Source organism: Levilactobacillus tujiorum, from assembly GCF_012641185.1.
In the GTDB taxonomy this organism is placed as follows: Bacteria; Bacillota; Bacilli; order Lactobacillales; family Lactobacillaceae; genus Levilactobacillus; species Levilactobacillus tujiorum.
Window position 1 is genome coordinate 150,054 of sequence record NZ_JAAXLK010000001.1, and the last position, 20,578, is coordinate 170,631.

Here is a 20,578-nt window from a genome sequence, read left to right on the forward strand (position 1 = left end):
CAGGGAGTTAGTAAAGTCAGCGCAGCAGAGACGGACGCTGAGAGGCAATTTCGGCAAGAAGTTGGCCAAACATGGTTAGATAAAGGTAAAGGAGTGTGATCAGAAATGACGGACGAGGAAAAGTTACAGCGTATTTATACAGCGGCGAGTGAATTATTCATTCAGCCGGGCTATCACGAAACGCAAATGCAGATGATTGCCCAGCGTGCGCAGGTGGCCGTGGGGACGCTCTACCGGTTATTTACCAGCAAGGCGGCCTTATTGGACTATGTCTTTTTGACGACGCTTCCCACGACTAAGGAGGTGCGGCTCACCTATCCGCTGGCCCCGGTCGATCTACGAGAATTAGTTAACCGTACGCAAGCCGCCTATGCAGATTGGAACCACCAGTTAACCCAACGGTCAGTCGTGAGCTTTACGGACTTGTTAACGGCTTTGTTTACAGCCTTTAAACGCTATGGGCAATACTTCTTGATTTTGGAACATAATCCCCAAGTTAATCCCGCCTTAGCCGCCCTGTATCGCCAGCAACGTCAGACGCTTTATCAACAGGTGGGGAGTTTCTTGCAACGGACCCGCCCGCAACTGAATGATCCCCAACGTAACGCGGAAGTGATTGTCGATCTCATCTTCTGGTGGTGCGCTCACAAGCGCTACGACAGCTTTGAATCTGACATGCTCCACGGCGAAGACGATCACATGATTACGATTGTTCGGGAGATGCTTCAACGTAGTTATGAGTGAGGGCCAAAGTTATCTCACTACCCCAACGCCCGACCCAGAGAAGGTCAAAAGTGACTTTCTAGGTAGGACGACTACACTGAGCATAGTTTCGAATGAATGATTCGTTCGCTCATTTGAAAAAGGGGGAGATGGGAAGATGGCTTTTCACGAATGGACCTATATCAGAGAGCACCCGGCAGTTTGGCGAATTCTATTGGGTATTTTGGTGATTCCGTTGGTGTATGCAGCGACGTTTTTGGCGTCGGTGTGGAATCCTTACGGGCAGCTTAAGCAGTTGCCTATGGCGGTCGTGAACCAAGATCGGCCGACCTCGGTTCACTGGGGACGGACGGTGACTCATGAGTTATTGCGGAATAAATCGCTGGATTTTCGGCAACTAGGTGCGCATCAAGCCCAGCATGATCTGTGGACGGGCAAGGTTTACCTGGTGTTGACGATCCCATCAACGACTTCACGGCAGCTGGCACGGTTGGCAACGCACCCGCAGACGATCCAAGTGACCTATCAGACGAATGCGGGCCGTAGTGCGGTGGCCGCCAAGATGGGGAATACGGCGATGCAAAAGTTACAGGCCAAGTTGAATCACGCAGTCGTTCAAAGTGAGTTAACGACCGCCCAATACCAAGCTCAGCGCGCTCAGCAGCGGTTGGGACTGGCTACGCAACAACTTGAACGAACCACCCGAGCCAGTGTGGCGGGTGTGCCAGCAGCAACGACAGCTGCGATGAATGAAGCGATCATTCAGGGAATTGTGCGGGGAAATCAAGCGACCCAGTCACGGACGCCGCGACAATTACGAGCGTTGGCGGCGCCGATTCGGTTGAAACAACATGACGTCGCGCCCATTGCGAATAACGGGACGGGGATGGCACCGTATTTCATGGTAATTTCACTGTTTGTGGGCTGTATTACCCTTAACATCATCTATGACGCGGGTAAGCGCCGCGGCAACTACCGTAACTTTCTGATGGCTTGGCTGGATAAAATGAGTATGTTGTGGGGCTTCGTTCTGTTAGCGGCAAGCTGTATGTGGTTAGCGGTATGGTACATTAATGGCTTACGGCCGCTGGCACCGGGGAAGACCTATCTGCTCTGTTTGCTCATTGTCCTCGCGTTCTTTAGTCTGGTGACCTGTTTCCGACTATGGTTAGGATTGACGGGCGCCTGGCTGATGTTAATCTTTATGATCTTTCAGATTGGTGTTTCTGGCGGCACTTATCCGATTGAATTAACCAATTCATTTTATCAGCTGTTCCATCCATATTTGCCAATGACCATCGCGATGACGGGACTGCGGCACACCATTTCATTGGGTGGGTCCATCACGGGAGTCTGTGAAATTTTAGCCGGGATGGTACTCGTCTTTAGTTTGGGAACATTGGGGTATTTTTACTGGCATCGACATGATCAAGTGATAGCGTAACGGGGACTGACGCGGATGATCGATGAAGACCGATCGGCCGCGTCAGTTTTGTATAGCGTGGCAGGGGGGAGTGGGCAGAGCCAGGTTAGAAGGCGTATAATGTAAGGGTGAAACTTATTGAACGGGGTGAAAATTTTTGCGAAAAATAGCACCATTCTTTGTAGCGTTGGGCGCGATTAGCTTTGGCGTGCCGGCTACATTGATGAAGATTGCCCGGAGTGAGGGCGTGGTCAATGGGCCACTATTGTTCTGGTCGTTTCTCAGCGCCGTGGTCATTCTAGGCGTCATTCACATTGCGCGACGGCGGTGGCTCCGGTATCAGCATACGAACTGGAAACAATTGCTGGCGGTGATGGCAGCGGGAACGGCTTCTGGCTTTACTAATACCTTTTATATCCAGTCGCTGAAGTTGATTCCGGTTGCGGCTGCGGCGGTGATGTTGATGCAGGCGGTTTGGCTGTCAGTGTTACTGGGAAGTATTTTACATAAACGGCGGCCGTCACGACTGCAGGTCATCAGTATTATTTTGGTTTTACTGGGGACGGTTCTAGCCGCGGGACTCTTCCCGATCACCCAGCCGCTGTCGTTATGGGGCCTATTTCTGGCTTTCTTGGCGGCTTGCGCGTATGCCTGCACGATTCAGTTTACCGCGATGCTCGGCAACAATTTGGACCCGCTAAGTAAGACTTGGCTATTGTGTGTGGGCGCCTTTCTATTGATCTCCGTTGTCTGGGGACCACAGATTGTCTCGGCACCAGTCACGTTTGATACGATTAAGTGGGCCTTCTGGATTGCCATTTTCTCGATGGTCTTTCCACTGGTGGCCTATTCGATCTTCATGCAATATCTCGAGCTGGGAATTGGTCCGATTCTCTCATCGTTGGAGTTGCCAGCCTCGATTACCATTGCGTTCTTGGTCTTAGGTGAACGGGTAGATGGCCTACAAATTCTAGGCGTATTCATTATTATTGGCGCGGTTATTCTACCAAATGTGTGGGGAATGCGTCGTCAAAATCAGTTGCGTTGATGTTTCATGTGAAACAAAAGGGACTCTGTGACGGTAAATCACCGTGGCGGGGTCCCTTTAGTGCTATGCTGGGTTTATTGAAATGAAGGAGACGATGAGATGGCAGTAATTACGGATGAAACCCTGTCGTTAGATGCGCTGGAGCCAGAAAATCAGTATGTGAATTGTGAACTGACTTATTCCAATCAAGAGATCCGCGTAGAGGCAGTTAGTTTTGAGAAATGTCGCTTTCAACAGACGGATTTTAAGAACAGTGAATGGCTAGACTGTACCTTTCGTGGCTGTCAGTTTCTGAACTGTGAGTTTCAGCAGAGCTATCTCTATCGCTGTGAATTTACGGGGTGTCAGCTACTGGGAAGTGATTTTACCAGTGCTCGGCTTAAAGATGTGACGATCACTGATTCGCGGGCAGACTATGCGAACTTTGCGGAAGCCGTTTTGACTGGGGTTACCTTCACCGAAACCCGGCTGGTAGAGGCGAGCTTTCAGATGATGACCGTGAAGCGACGGTTAGACTTTAACCGGTGTGAGTTGAATCGCGCCGATTTCACGGAAAGCCGTCTGAAATTGGTGGATTTGCGAACCAGCCAAATTGAGGCGATTACCTTTACACCGGGCCTCGTGCGCGGCTGTAAGATTGACCCCTTACAAGCGGTGACGTTTGCTGCCGCCTTGGGATTGGATATTCAGGCTTAAATTAGAAAATGCTGGCTACGGCTGGTTTGCTACTAGTTGGACGCGGATAGCTGGTGTCGGCAGTGCTTCTGCTCGGGTGCCCCAGTGACGTAAACAAATGCTGGCGGTGGCGCCGAGAATGATGATCGCTAGAATCAGCTTGATGGTCTTTCCTCTAATAATGGGGACCTCCCTTGGTGTTTGGGGTTGAGTATAGCAGGATTTGAGGGGAATGCCAAAGCGGTTGATTACAGAGTATGAACGATTAATCGCAGAATAGTTGGGAGACGATGAGCAATGATTCAGCAACAGATTTTAAATTTTCTCAGGGCCGCGGCAGTTGCCGATGCACTTGGTGTTCCGGTAGAAATGCGCCAGCGGGGGACGTTTCAGCTGACAGGAATGACCGGTCAGGGAACGTGGAAACAGCCTCGTGGTAGCTGGTCAGATGATACGTCGATGACATTGTGTTTACTTCAGAACTTAGTGGAGGGCGGGAGCTACGATGACCTGCTTAATAAGTTTGAAGCCTACATGATGTATGGCGATTGGACGCCACGCGGTGTGACTTTTGATGTGGGGCGTACCTGCGCTCACGCGGTCCGCAACCATGCGATTAATCGGTTACCCGCGTTAGAATGTGGGGATACTGCCGAGTTTGCCAACGGAAACGGTGCTTTGATGCGAATTGCGCCATTAGCAGTGGTGCTTCAGAATGAAACGAATTTTCAGCGACGAGTACAAATCACCCGGAATTATACGGCGCTTACCCATGGACATCCACGGTCGGTCTTAGGCAGCCTAATCTTCTTAGAAGTTTTACGCGAATTATTTTTGGATCAATCGGTTGCGTCAGCACTGGAAATTGTACACGACCGCATCGTGCGGGAAATTCAGGATGATTCAGCTATTATAGCTGAACTTGAAGCCTACCAGCGTTTGTTTTTACCGAACTTTGGTCAACTACCCGTAGCTGAAATTAAGTCATCCAGCTATGTGGTTGATACTTTGGAGGCGGCATTGTGGGTAGCGCTCAACAGTGACGACTTGAAAACAGCCATATTAACAGCGGCTAATTTAGGTGGCGATACTGATACGATAGCCACGGTGACCGCAAGCCTAATTGTGGCTAAAAATAAGCTCGCGACTATTCCAGATGAGTGGTGGTCGCAAACCCTGAATCATGCATTGCTGGATCGGGTGATGATCCCCTTTGCGGAGAAGTTTGCCGATTAAAAACGGCGTGTCCAGTCAGTTGGACGCGTCGTTTTTAGTTAGCCGCTCACGCCGTCATATCCGATAAACGTAAAGTACGTCTGGCCGCTAATGCGATAGAGGCTGTCGAAGGTTCCGGCGATTCCATTATCTTCATTACCGGCGTTATGCTGAGGGTCGTGAAGATTTTTTAGCGTGAGTTGATATTGATAGGGGCCGGAGTGACTGACCCGTTTGTTCGTTAATCCCTTAATTTTCTGACTGAAGTATAGCTTGCGGTAGGGATCATGAAAATCGGTTTTCGTGATCTTAGCCATGCCCGTGGGCTTTTGCATGAAGCCCAGTCCGGCGTTAGCTTTGGTATCGTACGTTAGATATTCTACGTAACCATCTGGCGTAACGCGAATGCTGGCGGTCGTCGTTTCCTCGGCACTGAGTGCGGCCTTGGCACCGCCTAAGTAGAGATCACCGTGGCTGTAGGCCGGCATAAATTTGGGTGCTGAAATCCGCTTGAAGGCTGTGAGCTTGTCCGTTGCCTTGAGGGTTGCTTGGGGATCGTAAGCACCAGCGCCGGGGTCAATGGTGTAGCCGGCGGGGGCATTTTGATGAATGAGTGGGTAGCTTAGTCGTGCTAAATAAAGTTGTAATGTGGGCACGAGAAAGTCACCAGATTTAGTGCTCGTAAGATTCCCAGCCACAATCGTACCGGCCGGCAGCGTAAAGTCACGGCTGATGGCGTGCGCAACTTTATGCGTAGGGACATAGTTAACCTTAATTTTAATGGTCCGCGTGACTTCAAAATATTGACTGAGATTGAGAAAGTCAGTACTAGCCGTGAAGTTTCCCACCTTAACCAGTGCACTGGGCTTTTCGGTTTGCGCGCTAATAGGCCGAGTGCCAACGAAAAGAGTGGTGAGAAAGGCGATGAGACCGATGCTAAGTTTAGAAAATTTGTGCATGCTGTAACCGGGCCTCCTGCGAAATTTAGATGAGTTAAGTATACCGGAAATAGCTACGAAAATAAACGAACAAACGTTCTTTGATGGTGGAAAATATTGAAATAAACCCGGGTTATAGTTGTCAAAATGGATGTTGCAACTAAAGTATGCGGGCCACCAGTGTTTAAATCGAGTAGACTGGATTTATTCGTTGAGGAGGGGATTGGATGACAATCGGTGAACAGTTAAAAAAGCAACGGGAACAGCGGGGATGGTCGCAGCAAATTCTGGCGCAGCACCTTAATATTTCTCGTCAGTCAATTTCTAAGTGGGAACAAGGGAGTGCGTTACCTAGTTTTGCAAATATTATTTTACTCAGTGATGTTTTTGGCGTAACGATTGATGAGATGATTCGTGGGGATGATCGGTTGATGCAGTCTTTAGAACAGCCGCCAGTACGTCCTTTGGGATTAGTAGTCATCATTAGCTTAGGAATAGCGATACTTGGCGCATTTATTTTATTGGGAGTGAGGATTTCAGTTACAACCGTTACAGATTGGATTCAGACTCCAATTTTATTGGGAACGATAGTTTTGCCGGGATTAATTTATCAGCGGCAACGGCAACATATTTACCCCTTGTCGCGGGTGGCTTTGGGGGTTGCAGTTGTTGTGCTAACCTTACTCTTGTTGCCTCAAATGATGGATATCGCACTGGGATTCTGGGCAGGATTACGGGAGCAAGGTTAAGAAGGAATCGCTGGTTAATTAGAAAAATAACCTGGGAAATTATTTGCGAACGCATAGCTTAACAAGAACCCGTGACTTCTTAAGTGAAAGTGATAGATAGTTTAATGGTAATTTCACTAATCCTGGCGGGGGTCTCACGGCAGACTAAGCTAAATTGAATAAGGCATTATCCAAGATGATATTTTTTAAAATCATCTTTTTTTCACTTTTCTCTTGCCTTGAAGTGTACATGAAGGTTTAACCTAAGGTCATTCGAGTGAGCAGAAAGGAAGTAACGAGCCATGACGAAACGTTTACCGAAAGGGCGTGGAGCTCGGTCTGATGGGCAAGATACCAATCGGGAGCAACAACCAAGCCGGCAGTTAACGACGACGGCGAAAACTTTGATTATTTACTTTTCTCGAAGTGGAAATACAGAAGCACAGGCAGAATTGGCCCAACGCTATCTGCAAGCTGACCTTTACGAGCTAGTGGTCGCTCGGCCATATCCTAGCGATTACCAAGCTAGTGTTACACGGGCAACGGCGGAACGTGAGCGGCAAGTTTGGCCGCCACTAAGGGTGACTGACCTCCCAGATTTAAGCCAGTATGATCTCATCTTATTGGGCCATCCGATCTGGGCGATGACGCCGGCTAACCCAATGCGTCAGTTTTTAATTCAGTTTGGCAATCAGTTGGCTGGTAAAAGAGTTGCGTCGTTCTCGACTAATGCTGGGTATGGATCGGGTGATACTCAGCAGGTATTGGAACGCCTAACGCCAGACAGCACCACGATTCTGCCTAACTATAGTATTCACGATGTGGAATTAGAACACACGACCAGTGATTTTAAACGCTGGTTAACACAGACAAAGGAGTCTTAGTCATGACAAAAAAAGTAATGATTTTAGCAGCGAATGGCCAAATCGCAAGAATTGTTGAACAGCGGATTTTAACAGAGGACCGCTTTGCTGATGTATCGCTGACCCTCTTCCTCAGAGATGCTGAGCGGTTAGCTGATTTACAATCCAATCCGCGGGTGACATTGGTGGAAGGAGATATTACTGATCCAGAGGCCGTGCGTGCTGCGATGGCTGACCAAGACTTAGTATTTGTCGCCGTGGTCGATCATGACCGGCAAAATCGGTTGACGAAGAATGTTATTGCGGGAATGCAGGCCAATCAAGTATCCCGCGTGATCTTTACGAATGTTTTAGGCCTGTATGATGAAGTCGGTGGTGAATTCGGCCGCTGGAACCTTGAGATGATCGGTGATGGCATGGTACCAGCGCGAAAGTCCGATGAGCTATTGGCTGATTCAGGATTAGATTACACGACGTTACGGTTGCCGTGGCTCAATGATCGGGCCATCAAATATACCGTCACGACCCGCAATCAGCCATATGATGGTGTTTCGGGGTCCCGCCAAAGTATCGCAGATGTTGTGTTAGCCATTATTGCTGACCCAAGTAAGTACAGTCGTGATAGTATTGGGATAGCAGATCCTGATACTGAGGGGCAAACCCGACCAGTCTATTAATTTGTTAGGGAGTGAAACGAAATGAATATTAAAGAAGCTAGTGAAAAAACGGGGGTATCCTCTGCCGCCATTCGCTACTATGAAAAGGAATCCTTGATTCCGCCAATCGATCGAACTGAGGTAGGTAATCGGGATATTGATACCCGGATTATCCGGCGAATTAAGTTTGTCACGCAGATGCGGGCAGCCGGCATGAGTATTGAAAATTTACGGCGCTACATTGAGCTCTTCGATGCGCAGGAAGACAATACCAAAGAACAAAAAGCATTGTTGCAGGAACAGTTAGCAGTAATGGAAGAAAAGCGAGATGACCTGCAAGCCGCAATTGACCATTTGAACTATAAGCTCAACCATTTCTATGATCATATGCAGGAAACGGAAGAGGAGCTGCGCGAGTTGGAAAAGCAACATGCAGCGAAGGTTGATCGTGAAAGCGATGCGAAAAATGATGAGACGGATATTCACTGAGTCGTTAACAGTTATAGCGTGTAACCGTTGTGTTTGAAAAGAACTTCCGTCATTATAAGGATGAATGCAAAGGGAGATCAGACTTGCTGATCTCCCTTTGGGTCTTCAGTAAACAAATTGGAGGATAACAGAATGGCGTTTTTTGTATCGACCTTTATTTTGTTAGTGACCGTTGCAATGGCGAATCTATTGGCGCAGTGGGTGCCAATTTCAAAGAATTATTTAGCATTAGGTGCGGGGATTGTCGTTGCCTTAATGCCTAGTCTAAATCAGTTAGTTTTACCTTTTGAAAATGACATCTTCATGATGTTAATTTTAGCGCCACTCTTGTTCTTTGAGGGTCAAGTAACGCCGATGGTTAAGGTTGGCAAGGGGATTCCCAGTATTCTCGGCACGGCCTTTATTTTGGCGATTGTGTCCGCAATAGTTGTCACAGTGGGCGTTCATCAGGGATTTGCGGTAGGTCTACCATTGGCGTTAGTCATGGTCGCTATCAGCACGCCAACGGATGCGACGGCATTCGAGTCGGTCATTACTGGCCGTAAAATCAGCCAGCGGTTGGGCGACCAGTTAAAGATGGAATCATTGTTCAATGATGCGACTGGTTTAATCCTCTTACAGGCGGGACTAATCTGGGTTAAGACCAGTGAATTTTCATTCGGACAGAATTTAGTCAAGCTCTTAGTATCAGCTTTGGGCGGTGCTTTTGTGGGCGGTATTTTGGCGGTAGCATTTATGCTCTTCCGGCAAGCGCTCGTCCGTACGGAAGGAAATGTCATTTCGTCACAAACCCTGGTTTATTTACTAACGCCGATCATTATTTATTTGGTGGCCGAGCGGCTAGATGTTTCGGGAATTATTGCGGTCGTTGTGGCGGGCCTCATTCACAATGGGGAAGCAAATAGTAGTCGGTTCACGGCACCCCGGCAAATGTATCTGGGGACGCAGCTCATGAATTTTAGTTCTGAAATTCTAAATGGTGGCGTTTTTGTCATCTTGGGAATTAGTCTGGAACGGATTGTCCAGAGTCAGCATCAGCAAATGTTCCAATCGTTGGATTGGTTGTGGCTTGGCTTAATGATATACGGTGGCTTACTCATCTGTCGGTTAGTCTACGCTTATGGTTTTGCCATGAAACGTCAGTGGCTAAACAGCTGGGTCTTTGCTTTGGGTGGCGTCCATGGGACAGTCACGCTGGCCATGACCTTCTCAATTGCTGGCATGGTGTCAACGTTCTGGTTTCGTCAAGTGATTTTAGTGGAAACGGTTGTGATTGTGCTGAGTATGCTGGTTCCAACAATATTATTTAGATGGTTGCTGCCTCAAGATGGGGATGCGCTGGTCAAAGATGAAATTCTGGCGCGAATTCGACAAGAAATGACGGCCGTTGGGATTCAGCGTGTTCAGGAATTGGATTTACCGGCAGCGGTTAAGCGGTTAGTCGTTTATGATCTGCAAGACCAGACTAAGACGAATCCGTTACGCTCGTATTTACGGCGATGGCGAGGAATTATCAGTCACCGTGAAGCCATTAACTTTTTGCAAAGTCGTGACCAACGTTGGGCAATGATGCAAGCATTTGCCAGTGAAAGGGCGTTTTTAACTGAGCAAGCCCGACAGCATGTCGTGGACGTGGCCTTACTACATGACGTTTACACCGAGGTCTTGATGTCTGAAGCCTTGGTGGTTGATCCGTATAGTCGGATGGTCTAACGCATTTTATGCTTGCCTTCGAGTCTACTCTAAGGTTTAGACTCAGATTTAGATAATTTAAGGAGGGTCTTATTTTGAAAATTCTAATTCTTGGTGCCCACGGGCAAATTGCCCAGTTGGTCCGTGCGCGGTTATTGACGGAAACTGATGCGGCGTTAACCCTCTATCTGCGGCGAGCTAGTCGCTTGCAGGATGTGACGGCTGCGCGTGAAACGGTGGTCGAGGGTGATGTCAATGACTACGCCACGCTGAAGGCCGCGATGGCCGGTCAGGATTTAGTATTGGCCGATCTCGGTGGTCGCTTTGAACCCATGGCCCAGAACATTGTTCGCGCTATGGAAGAGACGGGTGTTCAACGGTTGATCTACATCACGGGGTTGGGGCTGTATCATGAATTGCCCGCTAAATTTGATGCTTGGTTGGAAGCATCCATCGGCCACGACGTGATGGAAGACACCCGGCGCGCCGCTAAGTTAATCGAAACATCACCGTTGAATTACACGATTATTCGGGCTGGCTATATGACGAATAACGATGAAGTCGATTATGAGCTGACGGAGAAAGGGGAAACCTTTAAGGGAACGACGATTTCCCGAAAGAGTATTGCCGATCTTATCGTCGGGATTGTGAAGCAGCCAACGTCTCATAGTCGGAGTAGTTTAGGCATTGCCAAAGCCGGAACGGATGGTGACACCCCCGTTTACCGGTGATCAATCAGCACTTGTGCCCAAGATGGCCAAGTGTTTTTATTTTGGAAAAAGAGCTTGCCTTAAAGTCCACTTCAAGGTCTAAACTGGGTCTAATGAGGCAAATAGTGATGGAGGGATTTAGATGGCAGAAAATGTCTTAATCGTGGCTTACTCGTGGTCTGGCCATACGGCGCAATTGGCGACGGCGATCCAACGGGCGACTGGCGCAGATCGACTGGATTTAACCGTGGCGGCAGGAACGTTTCCGAACGACATGTATGCGACCGCCGATGTTGCGAATCAACAGCTAGCAAGTGACCAGCTACCAACGCTAACCAGTGAGTGGCCGCGACTAGATCAGTATCAGTTGCTGTTAATCGGTGGGCCGGTATGGTCAGCTAAGGTCGCGACGCCAGTGCGGTCATTCTTGCAGCAATTGCAGGGGTATCGCGGTACGGTGGCGCCATTCTATACGGATGCGGGCACACCGGGTGAGTATGAGGCTGATTTTGCGAAGTTAGTCCCGAATTTACCGGTCGCTACTGGCTTAGGTGTCGCGGCTAGTGAGCTGGCACAGGCGGATCAAGCGGTGGCCAAGTGGTGGCAGAAATTATCGAATAAGTAGTGGAGGTTAATGAAATGAAAACAGCAGTCTTTGTTGAACCAGGAAAAGTTGAAGCACAAGAATTACCTAAACCAACGGTCAAGAACTCAACGGATGCCGTGTTAAAGATTGTCCGTGCCTGTGTTTGTGGTTCCGATCTGTGGTGGTACCGTGGCATTAATGATCGGCAGAAGAATACGCCAGTGGGGCACGAAGCCATTGGGATTGTCGAAAGTGTGGGTAGTGCCGTCACCAATGTGAAACCGGGTGACTTTGTGATTGCGCCGTTTACTCACGGCTGCGGTCACTGTGCGGCTTGCTTGGCAGGTTTTGATGGGAATTGTGAAAACGCGCGGACCGATGATGAGATTGTTGGCTACCAAGGCGAATACTTACGATTTAAGAACGCTGACTGGGCGCTGGTTAAGGTTCCCGGCCAACCTAGTGACTACTCAGATGCACAACTCAATGACCTGTTGACATTGGCTGACGTCATGGCAACGGGTTACCACGCAGCGGCAACTGCTGAAGTCAAGGACGGTGATACGGTGGTCGTCATGGGTGACGGCGCTGTGGGCCTTTGCGGCGTCATCGCAGCTAAACTTCGTGGTGCTAAACGAATTATTGCCATGAGTCGGCATGCGGATCGTCAGGCTTTAGCCAAAGAATTTGGCGCCACGGATATCGTAGCTGAGCGTGGCGATGAAGCGGTTCAACGCGTGATGGACTTGACTGACGGTGCGGGTGCCGACGCTGTGTTGGAATGTGTTGGTACGGCTCAGTCTGTGGACACGGCCGTTAAAGTTGCCCGGGCTGGTGCGGTCGTCGGCCGAGTCGGTGTTCCTCAGAAGGCGGAAATGAATACGAACCAGCTCTTCTGGAAGAATATTGGCCTACGCGGCGGCATTGCCTCAGTGACGACTTATGATCGCGACGTGCTATTGGCGGCCGTTTTAAAGGGTGACATTCACCCCGGGAAGGTGTTCACGCAGCGATTTGATTTGGACCATGTGGCAGATGCTTACGCCGCCATGGATCAGCGGAAAGCGATCAAGTCACTACTCGTGATTGATCGGTAACATTTAAGATTGAAAGATAACTGGGGATGTTTGCGTGAGGTGAACATCCTCTTTTATTATTAATAACTAATGCCCGTCTAATAACTAACAAGTATTTTTAAAAAGTGAAAAATAAGTCTTGCCTTGAAGTACAGATGAAGGTCTAAACTCCTAATCATTCACTTGAAGAACGAGAGGTAATGACATGGCACAACGAAAAAGGTTTGATTGGATTCTGTTGGTTATTCTAATGAGCTACTTTATGATTCTCCTGGATAATTCAATTATCTTTACGGGAACCGTTAAGATTGCGCATGACTTGGCACTTAACCAGGCGACACTTTCCTGGGTTAGCAGTGCGTATTCACTAACTTTTGGTGGTTTCCTATTGTTGGGCGGTCGTGCTGGAGATCTATTTGGTCGGCGGCGCGTCTTTCAATTGGGATTGATAATCTTTGGTTTAGGGTCATTGCTAGTTGGACTGGCAGTTAATGCCCCCATGATTATCGCAGCACGAGCTTTTCAAGGGATTGGGTCAGCCATTTTAGCACCGACAACCCTGGCAATTTTGATGGACACCTATGAAGGGGCCGAACGTGTCAAAGCGATTGCTTACTATGGCGCCATGGCCGGGATTGGTGCTAGTGTTAGTCTGGTCATTGGTGGCGTCTTTGCTAGTCTATTGACTTGGCGCGTGGGATTCTTCATGAACGTGCCGATTAGTATCTGGATGTTTTATCTGGCCGCTAAACATTTACGGTTGGATCATGGCCAGGGCGGCCGCCTGGATTGGTGGGGGACGCTTAGCTCCTTGGTGGGGATGAGTGCCTTAGTTTACAGCATTATTGGGAATCAGGCGCGGCTACTTGCCTTGGTAGTGGCCGTGATTAGCTTGGCAGGGTTTATTTATCAAGAACGTCGGACAGCCCAACCCATCATGCCACTCCGACTATTTGTTGATCGCGAACGAATCGGCGCTTATATTGGCCGTTTTCTGTATTTAGGCGCCATGATGGGCTTTTGGTTTATCACACCGCAACTGATGCAGAATCAATTAGGCTTTAGTGCGTTGATGGCAGGGGTGGCCTTCTTCCCATTGACCATCGTTAACTTTATCGTAGCGTTACAGGTGGCAAGACTGACTGCCAAATGGGGCAATGGTGGCTTGCTGGTAGCGGGCATTGCGTTAACCGCAGTGGGGATGTTGTGGTTAAGCGGGTTCACCTCGTCTGTTGGCTACTGGTGGGGGATTGCTGCGCCCATGGTCGTGATTGGAATCGGCCAGGGATTCTCGTTAAGTCCCTTTACCGCAGCCGGCGTAGCGCATACCCAAGGAGCCGACGCGGGTGCTGCCTCTGGCGTGGTTAACGTCATGCATCAGATTGGGGGGTCAGTTGGCCTGTCGATTCTGGTGACGACCCAAGATCTATTTGGTGGTCACGTTGAAGGCTTTCAGCACGCAATATTAGTTGGAGCAGGTTTACTGCTGGTCGCGCTGATTGCCGCTGTCGTGCTGATCGTACCGGGTGAGCGGCGGTCAAAATAAAAAAGTAGATTAATTTTAAATAAACCTTGCCTTGAAGTTACTGCAAGGGGCTATACTAACGGTATTCAAAAATGAACGGAGGAAATGAATCATGACAAACGTTTTAATTATTGGTGCAACGGGGTCAGTCGGCAGTGTGACGCGGCAATATTTCTTGGATCACACGGATGATCAGCTGACTTTAATGGCCCGGAACACGGACCGTTTAGGCCGTTTATCCGATCGTGAACAGGCAATTGCTGGCAGTGTGACCGATGAAGCGACGTTGCAAACGGCATTGCGTGGGCAAGACGTGGTTTTCGCAGCGTTGAGTGGAAACTTATCTGGTATGGCGAAGAGCCTGGTAGCTGCCATGGACGTGGCGGGCGTACAACGCCTCTTGTTTATCGCCTCGATGGGAATTTATAACGAAATTCCAGCAAGTCTGGGTGCCAGTGGTAACCTGCGCAACAATCCCATGTTACAAGGTTATCGTGCGGCCGCTGATGTCGTTGAGGCGTCTGATCTCAACTACACCGTGATTCGTCCGGGCTGGTTTGACAATGGCAGTGACACGGATTACCAAGTGACCAAGAAGGGGGAACCTTTTGGTGGTCATGACGTTTCACGCCAGAGTATTGCGGATCTCGTGGTCCGCTTGGCTCACGATGAGACGTTGGGTTCTCGTGATAGTTTGGGCATTAACCGGAAATAATGAGGCGTTTGATGTTCTGAAAGGAAGTCCGATGAATGAACGATGAAATTTTAAACTTGTATCGTGCCTTCAATACGGCGATGGCAGCAGACGATACCGTGACGTTGGATCAGCTGTTGGCACCAACCTTTACGTTGACGCATATGACGGGCTATGTTCAGCCCCGCGCCGAGTGGTTACGTGAAATCAAACAAGGCACGATGCGCTATTTCTCATCGGTGGAAGATCATGTGACGATGGAAGCGACGGCGGATGGCTGGCAAGTCACCGGGCAAAACCGCGTTGTGGCCAGCATTCACGGAAGCCGGCAACATGAATGGCCGTTGAACACGGTGATGACGGTCAGCAAGGTTGAGGGTAAGTGGCAAATCGTGGCGGCCGTCGTGACGACTTATTGAGCATCCCGTTAGAGACCGCATGTATTTGTATGCTTAAACGCTAATCTTAAAGAGGTTTTATAAAGGAGAATGGAGCAAATGAACGAAACAAGCATTCCTAATTTTAAACTTAACGATGGTCAGGAAATTCCTTCATTTGGATTTGGCACATTTCAGATTCCAGCCGATGGGTCAACCTATCAGGCGGTTAAGAAAGCGTTGGCGGCCGGTTACCGGCATATTGATACAGCTGTTGCCTATTTCAATGAGCAAGAAGTTGGTCAGGCGATTCGTGACAGCGGCCTTGCTCGTGATGAGGTTTGGGTCACATCAAAGCTTTGGCTACAAGACTATGCGTATCAAGATGCCCAAAAAGCGATTGACAACTCGTTACGGAAACTAGGACTAGATTATCTTGACTTGTATTTGCTTCACCAACCTTATGGTAAAGTTACCGAGGCTTGGCAAGCACTGGAAGAAGCCAAGACAGTAGGCAAGATTCGTTCGATTGGTGTGTCGAACATGACGCCTAAGATTTGGCAACAGGTCATTCCCAGTTTTGATACGGTACCGGCAGTCAATCAGGTTGAATTTAACCCCTATTTTCAGCAACATGAGTTACGGAAGCTGATGGCAGCAGATGGTGTGACTTTGGAAGCATGGGCCCCGCTTGGACAGGGAAATACGGCTTTATTGAAAGAACCTGCCATTTTGCGCATAGCCGAAAAGTATGGTAAGGACGCTGGGCAGGTCATTCTACGCTTTGAGCATCAAGAGGGAATTATCGTCTTTCCTAAGTCGGTGCATGAGTCCCGAATTAAAAGCAATCAAGAGATTTTTGACTTTGAATTAACCTCGGATGAGATGGATCAATTGCGATTGCTTGATACAGGAAAAGGCCGCCATAATCCTGATGCACCAGGCATTGAAGAGCAGCTGTTAGGTGCATTTGATGTCCACGCACAGGATTAGGTTGCTTGTTAAACAAGTGAGCCATTACAAATACCTTCGGCTATTACCACTTTAAGCCATGACACTAAGTACTAGCGGCAACCAACTATAAGCAATTGCCGTTGAATATGTCATTGAATCGGATACAAAAATACTGCTAGCCCTCTTAAAAGGTTAAAAGGGAGCCAGCAGTATTTTTTAGTGATCAAATAGCGGCGCGGCTTAGTTGGATGCGCCGCTATTTGTGTGTTACTGAAAGCGCTCGTGAGATTCACGAATTTTCGCATAAAAATAGAACACTTCGTCGGCTTGGTCAGCCAGGAAGTGTTCTATTTCGTAAAATCTTATTCTTTAAAAGTTAACGATAGTGGTTCGTGAGTCACTAGATAAATTGAATCAACGACATCAGGACTGGTACCACAACAATGAACAGGACGGTACTGGTCGTGACCACATTGGTGGCGTACTCGACATCACCGTGGGCTTCATTGGCAAGGATTGGCAGTACCGCTAACATTGGCGTAGCGGATTGGACGATCAGCGTTTGAGAAGCCATCGTTGGGAACGTCGCCCCGAAGTGCCCGGCGGCCAGTAAGACTCCGACCATCAGGATTGGCGAGAGGACGAATCGGCCCAGCAAGGCAACGATCGTATCGCGATCGAAGTGAATACTCTTCAAGCCGGCGTCGGCCAAGACAATCCCAATGTAGACTAAGGATAGTGGCGTCACCAGGTCACCGACGTAAGTCAGCGTGGAATTAATAAAGCTGACCTTGAGGACGGGGATGTTGAGCAACAGGAAGACTAATGCGACCAGGAAGCCGACTAACGGCATGGGGATGACTTTCTTCCAATTAATGTGGTTGTGGTGCTTTTCCTTCGGCTTGGTAGGATCGTCGTTGGAAATCAAGAAGACCCCGAAGGCCCAAGTCGAGACGGTATTGACGATATAGTAGACCAGAAAGTACGTCATGCTTTGATCGCCGAAGAGCGCAATGTTCAAGGGTAAACCAATGAAAATCGTGTTGGCGTTGACGATGGCGTTGATGAAGATCCCTTTGCGCCCGGGCCGGACGTGCATGATTCGGACTAAACCGAAGGCAATGATATAGCCAATAATGACCGCGAGAAACGCATAGACGAGGTAACCTGAAAAGGAAACCAGTTGTCCGCGGGTCAAGCGACTCAACACGGAGACAAAGATTGATGCGGGTAGTGCGATATTTTTGATAAACTTAGAAATTGTTCCGCCAAATTGGTCATCGAACCAGCCTTGGCGACGAAGGACGAAGCCAAGGATCATGATGAGGACCACGACGAGGACACTTTGAATTGAATTCCATAAAACAGCCACGAGGGACAGCCTTCTTTCTCTTATGTTTGGTACGGTAAAGTATTAATTAAAATGAATGACACAATTAAATAGGATGCAATGCTTATGAATGACTTGTGCCAGCAGGAATTGAGAGAGCCAACTCCTGCTGGCACAAGGATCATACTGTGATTTTGGTTAATGGTTAATCAATGTTTTGGTATGCGGGGACCCACTTCATCTCAGCGACAGCCTGCTTGGCGTCGGCGATGGGTTCCTTGTTGAGCTTTTGGTCAACGACGCTTTGCGCCACGATTTCAGCTAACTTTTGTGAGAATTCGGTCAGTTGAGAAACGGGTGGTAAAACAGCGGCGCCTGGTTGCGTCGTATCCACGATACCGCCCAAGGCGTGGCAAGCGGCAGAGAGCGTTTCGCCGTTTAAGACCTTCGCCTTAGCAGCGATCAAGCCGAATCCCAGGCCGGGGTACATCAGCGCGTTATTGCCTTGGCCGATGTGGTAAGTGGTGCCCTTGTAATCAACGTCACTAGCGGGAATTCCCGTCGCGATCAGCGCTTTACCGTCGGTCCACTTGATCAGGTCAGCGGCGGTTGCTTCGGCTAACTTGGTAGGGTTGGACAGGGGGAAGATGATGGGACGTTCCGTGTGAGCGGCCATGTCCTTGACGATGTCTTCGGTGAAGGTGCCCGGTTGCGTGGACGTTCCGATTAATACGGTTGGGTGCACGGTTTTAACGACCGCGGCCAAATTGGTCAAGTCGTCGGCGTTATCGAATTCAGCGCGATCACGCGTAAATGGCTTCTGGGCAGCAGTTAAGTCTGGCGTGTCATTGAAGAGCAAGCCTTGCTTGTCAACGGCATAGAAGTGCTTGCGAGCTTCGTCTTCGGAGAGACCGGCCCGCTTCAATTCGTCTAGGATTTGGTTGGCAATTCCCATGCCGGCAGTCCCGGCACCAAACGTGACGAATTTTTGATCCTTGATGTCTTCTTTAGAGATGTTCAAAGCACCGAGAATCCCGGCTAAAACGACCATCCCAGTTCCCTGGATATCATCGTTAAAGGTGGCAATTTTATCCTTGTACTTATCGAGGATGACCTGCGCGTTGGAACGCCCAAAGTCTTCCCAGTGCAGGAGTGATTCCGGAAATAGCTTCTGTTCTGCGGTAACGAAGCGGTCGATGACGTCGTAGTATTGATCGCCAGAGACGCGCTTGTGGTGATTCCCTAAATAGAGGGGATCTGCCAATAATTTTTCATTGTTGGTCCCAGCGTCGATGCTGACGGGGAGCACTTGTGCCGGGTCAATGCCGGCTGCGGCGGTGTACACCATCAACTTACCCACGGCAATGTCGACACCGTTAACGCCCCAGTCGCCCATGCCAAGGATTCCTTCAGCATCAGTAACGACAACTAAACGAATGTCGCGGCCATCAGCGGCGTTCTTCAGGGAAGCCTCGATATTGTCGGGGTCATCAACGGAGATGAACGCAGCGTTTTGGGGGTCAGTGAAGAGGTGGCTATATTCTTCAATGGAATCAGCTACGGTTGGATCGTAGACGATTGGCATGAATTCTACCACGTGATCATCCATCAGGCGGAAGAAAAGCGTCCGATTTTCATTAAACAGGGACATCAGGAAGATCCGCTTTTCGAGGTTGTTGGGTTTGTTTTGGAATTGCGCATAGGCTTGAGTGGCCTGTTCGTCTAGTGTTTGAACGTGACTAGGTAACGTGCCGACTAAGCCAAGGGCTTGACGTTCCGCCTGAGTGAACGCGGTGCCTTTGTTTAAAAATGGGTTATTTAAGATTGAAGCAGTGGTTGTGGTCATAAATGAAATCCCTCCAAGTCATGATTAACTTTACAAGTCATACTATAGACGGTGATAAAAAGCATAGTCAAATCTGGCAGTCGTTATAAAAATAATTTATAATGGGCCTATCAAGACCGTCATAGGGGGATTTTAAAATGAACACCAAAGATTTAGCATATTTTGACCGCTTAATTAAGTTGAAAAACTTTTCGCAAGTTGCTGCAGAATTTGGCGTCACCCAACCTACGATTACCACGGCGATTAAGCGATTAGAGACGGAATTTGCGACTAAATTATTTCTACGGGATCGCGTCCATCACGATCTCACGGTCACCGCTAGTGGCGAGCAGCTGGCCGTTCACGCCACTGAAATTCTAAGGCGACTGGACTTGGCGCACCAAGAGATTAACCGACTCACCCAACGACGAACAGTCCTGGGGTTACCGCCAATTATTGAGAATCATTACTTTCCACGGGTGGCCGCTCATTTGCAGGCACAAGGGATGCTGGAAAATATCGAAACGATCGATGGCGGCTCTATTTGGTTACGGAATGCTTTGCGCGATGGGCAAGTGGATTTGGCCTTGCTGGGGTCAACGGAACCGTTGGCGTATCAAACGTTGGTCGCCGAGGAATTTGACCGCAAACCATTCAATATCTTTGTCTCAGCGCGCCATCCCCTAGCGAAGCGCAAACGGATTTATTTCAGCGAGTTACGCCACGAAAAGTTTGTGCTCTTTAATAACAGCTTTATCCACGATACGGCCTTTAATCAGCTAGCGCGGCGCAATCACTTTCGGCCCGACGTGGTCTTTCGCGCCAGAGATACCCACATTATTATGAATCTAGTGGCGGAAAATGTCGGCGTGACTTATCTCACGGGATTGGTCGATCAGCGGCGCAGTGATGTCGTGCGCTTGGATTTGCTGGATGATGAACAGCCCGAGTTTATTTCGAGCATTGCATATCGGACCTCGCACGTCTTGACGCCGACGCAAGCTCAGGTATTGGCGGTATTACGGGGGACTTTGGAAGAGTGAGGCGAGTT

The 20,578-nt window shown here is 49.0% G+C and carries 21 protein-coding genes; 18 read left to right on the forward strand and 3 right to left on the reverse strand.

Translation table 11 applies throughout. The features are described 5' to 3' along the window. The first annotated feature begins 105 nt into the window (after positions 1–105). The 5 genes from HF569_RS00635 to HF569_RS00655 all read left to right on the forward strand — a co-directional run bounded on the left by HF569_RS00635 (position 106) and on the right by HF569_RS00655 (position 5,105). A complete protein-coding gene (locus HF569_RS00635) occupies positions 106–744 on the forward strand; it encodes a TetR/AcrR family transcriptional regulator (RefSeq protein ID WP_168900934.1) in 639 nt (212 codons plus the stop codon). 136 nt (positions 745–880) lie between these two features. After that, positions 881–2,167 (forward strand): YhgE/Pip domain-containing protein, encoded by a 1,287-nt coding sequence (locus HF569_RS00640; protein ID WP_168900935.1) that lies wholly within the window; start codon positions 881–883, stop codon positions 2,165–2,167. A gap of 136 nt (positions 2,168–2,303) precedes the next feature. After that, positions 2,304–3,194: an EamA family transporter gene (locus HF569_RS00645; RefSeq protein WP_168849602.1), complete on the forward strand. Its 891-nt coding sequence runs from the start codon at positions 2,304–2,306 to the stop codon at positions 3,192–3,194. A gap of 99 nt (positions 3,195–3,293) precedes the next feature. After that, the gene (locus HF569_RS00650; RefSeq protein WP_168900936.1) at positions 3,294–3,890 is read left to right on the forward strand and encodes a pentapeptide repeat-containing protein; all 597 of its coding nucleotides are present in this window, start codon (positions 3,294–3,296) and stop codon (positions 3,888–3,890) included. 276 nt (positions 3,891–4,166) lie between these two features. After that, positions 4,167–5,105, forward strand: coding sequence for an ADP-ribosylglycohydrolase family protein (locus HF569_RS00655; protein WP_168900937.1), 939 nt, complete (start codon positions 4,167–4,169; stop codon positions 5,103–5,105). Between the two features lie 38 nt (positions 5,106–5,143). On the opposite strand, the gene HF569_RS00660 is transcribed toward HF569_RS00655, so the two are convergent. Beyond that, positions 5,144–6,043 carry a hypothetical protein gene (locus HF569_RS00660; protein ID WP_168900938.1) on the reverse strand — a complete coding sequence of 300 codons (900 nt, stop codon included), beginning with the start codon at positions 6,041–6,043 and terminating at the stop codon, positions 5,144–5,146. Between the two features lie 206 nt (positions 6,044–6,249). Between HF569_RS00660 and HF569_RS00665 the strand changes: the two genes are divergently transcribed. From HF569_RS00665 to HF569_RS00720, 12 genes are all read left to right on the forward strand, one after another. After that, positions 6,250–6,771 (forward strand): helix-turn-helix domain-containing protein, encoded by a 522-nt coding sequence (locus HF569_RS00665; protein ID WP_168900939.1) that lies wholly within the window; start codon positions 6,250–6,252, stop codon positions 6,769–6,771. A 281-nt stretch (positions 6,772–7,052) separates the two neighbouring features. After that, complete coding sequence (locus tag HF569_RS00670; protein WP_168900940.1) at positions 7,053–7,634, forward strand: flavodoxin family protein; 582 nt, start codon at positions 7,053–7,055, stop codon at positions 7,632–7,634. 2 nt (positions 7,635–7,636) lie between these two features. After that, positions 7,637–8,290 carry an NAD(P)H-binding protein gene (locus HF569_RS00675; RefSeq protein WP_168900941.1) on the forward strand — a complete coding sequence of 218 codons (654 nt, stop codon included), beginning with the start codon at positions 7,637–7,639 and terminating at the stop codon, positions 8,288–8,290. Positions 8,291–8,311: 21 nt separating this feature from the next. Beyond that, positions 8,312–8,758, forward strand: a complete 447-nt coding sequence (locus HF569_RS00680) for a MerR family transcriptional regulator (RefSeq protein ID WP_168900942.1) — start codon at positions 8,312–8,314, stop codon at positions 8,756–8,758. A 132-nt stretch (positions 8,759–8,890) separates the two neighbouring features. Further along, positions 8,891–10,471, forward strand: a complete 1,581-nt coding sequence (locus HF569_RS00685; RefSeq protein WP_168900943.1) for a cation:proton antiporter — start codon at positions 8,891–8,893, stop codon at positions 10,469–10,471. Positions 10,472–10,542: 71 nt separating this feature from the next. Continuing rightward, on the forward strand, positions 10,543–11,181 hold the full coding sequence (locus tag HF569_RS00690) for an NAD(P)H-binding protein (protein WP_168900983.1): 639 nt from the start codon (positions 10,543–10,545) through the stop codon (positions 11,179–11,181). Positions 11,182–11,302: 121 nt separating this feature from the next. Then, the gene (locus HF569_RS00695) at positions 11,303–11,785 is read left to right on the forward strand and encodes a flavodoxin family protein (RefSeq protein WP_168900944.1); all 483 of its coding nucleotides are present in this window, start codon (positions 11,303–11,305) and stop codon (positions 11,783–11,785) included. Between the two features lie 14 nt (positions 11,786–11,799). Further along, positions 11,800–12,843 (forward strand): zinc-dependent alcohol dehydrogenase family protein, encoded by a 1,044-nt coding sequence (locus HF569_RS00700; RefSeq protein WP_168900945.1) that lies wholly within the window; start codon positions 11,800–11,802, stop codon positions 12,841–12,843. A 184-nt stretch (positions 12,844–13,027) separates the two neighbouring features. After that, positions 13,028–14,368 carry an MFS transporter gene (locus HF569_RS00705; protein ID WP_168900946.1) on the forward strand — a complete coding sequence of 447 codons (1,341 nt, stop codon included), beginning with the start codon at positions 13,028–13,030 and terminating at the stop codon, positions 14,366–14,368. 91 nt (positions 14,369–14,459) lie between these two features. Beyond that, positions 14,460–15,062 carry an NAD(P)H-binding protein gene (locus HF569_RS00710; RefSeq protein WP_168900947.1) on the forward strand — a complete coding sequence of 201 codons (603 nt, stop codon included), beginning with the start codon at positions 14,460–14,462 and terminating at the stop codon, positions 15,060–15,062. A gap of 35 nt (positions 15,063–15,097) precedes the next feature. After that, positions 15,098–15,460 (forward strand): nuclear transport factor 2 family protein, encoded by a 363-nt coding sequence (locus HF569_RS00715; protein WP_168900948.1) that lies wholly within the window; start codon positions 15,098–15,100, stop codon positions 15,458–15,460. A gap of 78 nt (positions 15,461–15,538) precedes the next feature. Beyond that, complete coding sequence (locus HF569_RS00720) at positions 15,539–16,411, forward strand: aldo/keto reductase (protein ID WP_168900949.1); 873 nt, start codon at positions 15,539–15,541, stop codon at positions 16,409–16,411. A 361-nt stretch (positions 16,412–16,772) separates the two neighbouring features. Here HF569_RS00720 and HF569_RS00725 read toward each other — a convergent pair whose 3' ends face one another. Continuing rightward, on the reverse strand, positions 16,773–17,744 hold the full coding sequence (locus tag HF569_RS00725) for an AEC family transporter (RefSeq protein WP_168900950.1): 972 nt from the start codon (positions 17,742–17,744) through the stop codon (positions 16,773–16,775). Positions 17,745–17,907: 163 nt separating this feature from the next. Further along, on the reverse strand, positions 17,908–19,548 hold the full coding sequence (locus tag HF569_RS00730) for a malolactic enzyme (RefSeq protein WP_168900951.1): 1,641 nt from the start codon (positions 19,546–19,548) through the stop codon (positions 17,908–17,910). Between the two features lie 137 nt (positions 19,549–19,685). On the opposite strand from HF569_RS00730, the gene HF569_RS00735 reads away from it, so the two are divergent. Beyond that, complete coding sequence (locus HF569_RS00735) at positions 19,686–20,570, forward strand: LysR family transcriptional regulator (protein WP_168900952.1); 885 nt, start codon at positions 19,686–19,688, stop codon at positions 20,568–20,570. Positions 20,571–20,578: the final 8 nt, after the last annotated feature.

Excerpts from the sequence above, each read along its gene's own strand:
- HF569_RS00635 (WP_168900934.1), top strand. The coding sequence starts at position 106 with ATGACGGACGAGGAAAAGTTACAGCGTATTTATACAGCGGCGAGTGAA.
- HF569_RS00640 (WP_168900935.1), top strand. The coding sequence starts at position 881 with ATGGCTTTTCACGAATGGACCTATATCAGAGAGCACCCGGCAGTTTGG.
- HF569_RS00650 (WP_168900936.1), top strand. The coding sequence starts at position 3,294 with ATGGCAGTAATTACGGATGAAACCCTGTCGTTAGATGCGCTGGAGCCA.
- HF569_RS00655 (WP_168900937.1), top strand. The coding sequence starts at position 4,167 with ATGATTCAGCAACAGATTTTAAATTTTCTCAGGGCCGCGGCAGTTGCC.
- HF569_RS00660 (WP_168900938.1), bottom strand. The coding sequence starts at position 6,043 with ATGCACAAATTTTCTAAACTTAGCATCGGTCTCATCGCCTTTCTCACC.
- HF569_RS00665 (WP_168900939.1), top strand. The coding sequence starts at position 6,250 with ATGACAATCGGTGAACAGTTAAAAAAGCAACGGGAACAGCGGGGATGG.
- HF569_RS00670 (WP_168900940.1), top strand. The coding sequence starts at position 7,053 with ATGACGAAACGTTTACCGAAAGGGCGTGGAGCTCGGTCTGATGGGCAA.
- HF569_RS00675 (WP_168900941.1), top strand. The coding sequence starts at position 7,637 with ATGACAAAAAAAGTAATGATTTTAGCAGCGAATGGCCAAATCGCAAGA.
- HF569_RS00680 (WP_168900942.1), top strand. The coding sequence starts at position 8,312 with ATGAATATTAAAGAAGCTAGTGAAAAAACGGGGGTATCCTCTGCCGCC.
- HF569_RS00685 (WP_168900943.1), top strand. The coding sequence starts at position 8,891 with ATGGCGTTTTTTGTATCGACCTTTATTTTGTTAGTGACCGTTGCAATG.
- HF569_RS00695 (WP_168900944.1), top strand. The coding sequence starts at position 11,303 with ATGGCAGAAAATGTCTTAATCGTGGCTTACTCGTGGTCTGGCCATACG.
- HF569_RS00700 (WP_168900945.1), top strand. The coding sequence starts at position 11,800 with ATGAAAACAGCAGTCTTTGTTGAACCAGGAAAAGTTGAAGCACAAGAA.
- HF569_RS00705 (WP_168900946.1), top strand. The coding sequence starts at position 13,028 with ATGGCACAACGAAAAAGGTTTGATTGGATTCTGTTGGTTATTCTAATG.
- HF569_RS00710 (WP_168900947.1), top strand. The coding sequence starts at position 14,460 with ATGACAAACGTTTTAATTATTGGTGCAACGGGGTCAGTCGGCAGTGTG.
- HF569_RS00715 (WP_168900948.1), top strand. The coding sequence starts at position 15,098 with ATGAACGATGAAATTTTAAACTTGTATCGTGCCTTCAATACGGCGATG.
- HF569_RS00720 (WP_168900949.1), top strand. The coding sequence starts at position 15,539 with ATGAACGAAACAAGCATTCCTAATTTTAAACTTAACGATGGTCAGGAA.
- HF569_RS00730 (WP_168900951.1), bottom strand. The coding sequence starts at position 19,548 with ATGACCACAACCACTGCTTCAATCTTAAATAACCCATTTTTAAACAAA.
- HF569_RS00735 (WP_168900952.1), top strand. The coding sequence starts at position 19,686 with ATGAACACCAAAGATTTAGCATATTTTGACCGCTTAATTAAGTTGAAA.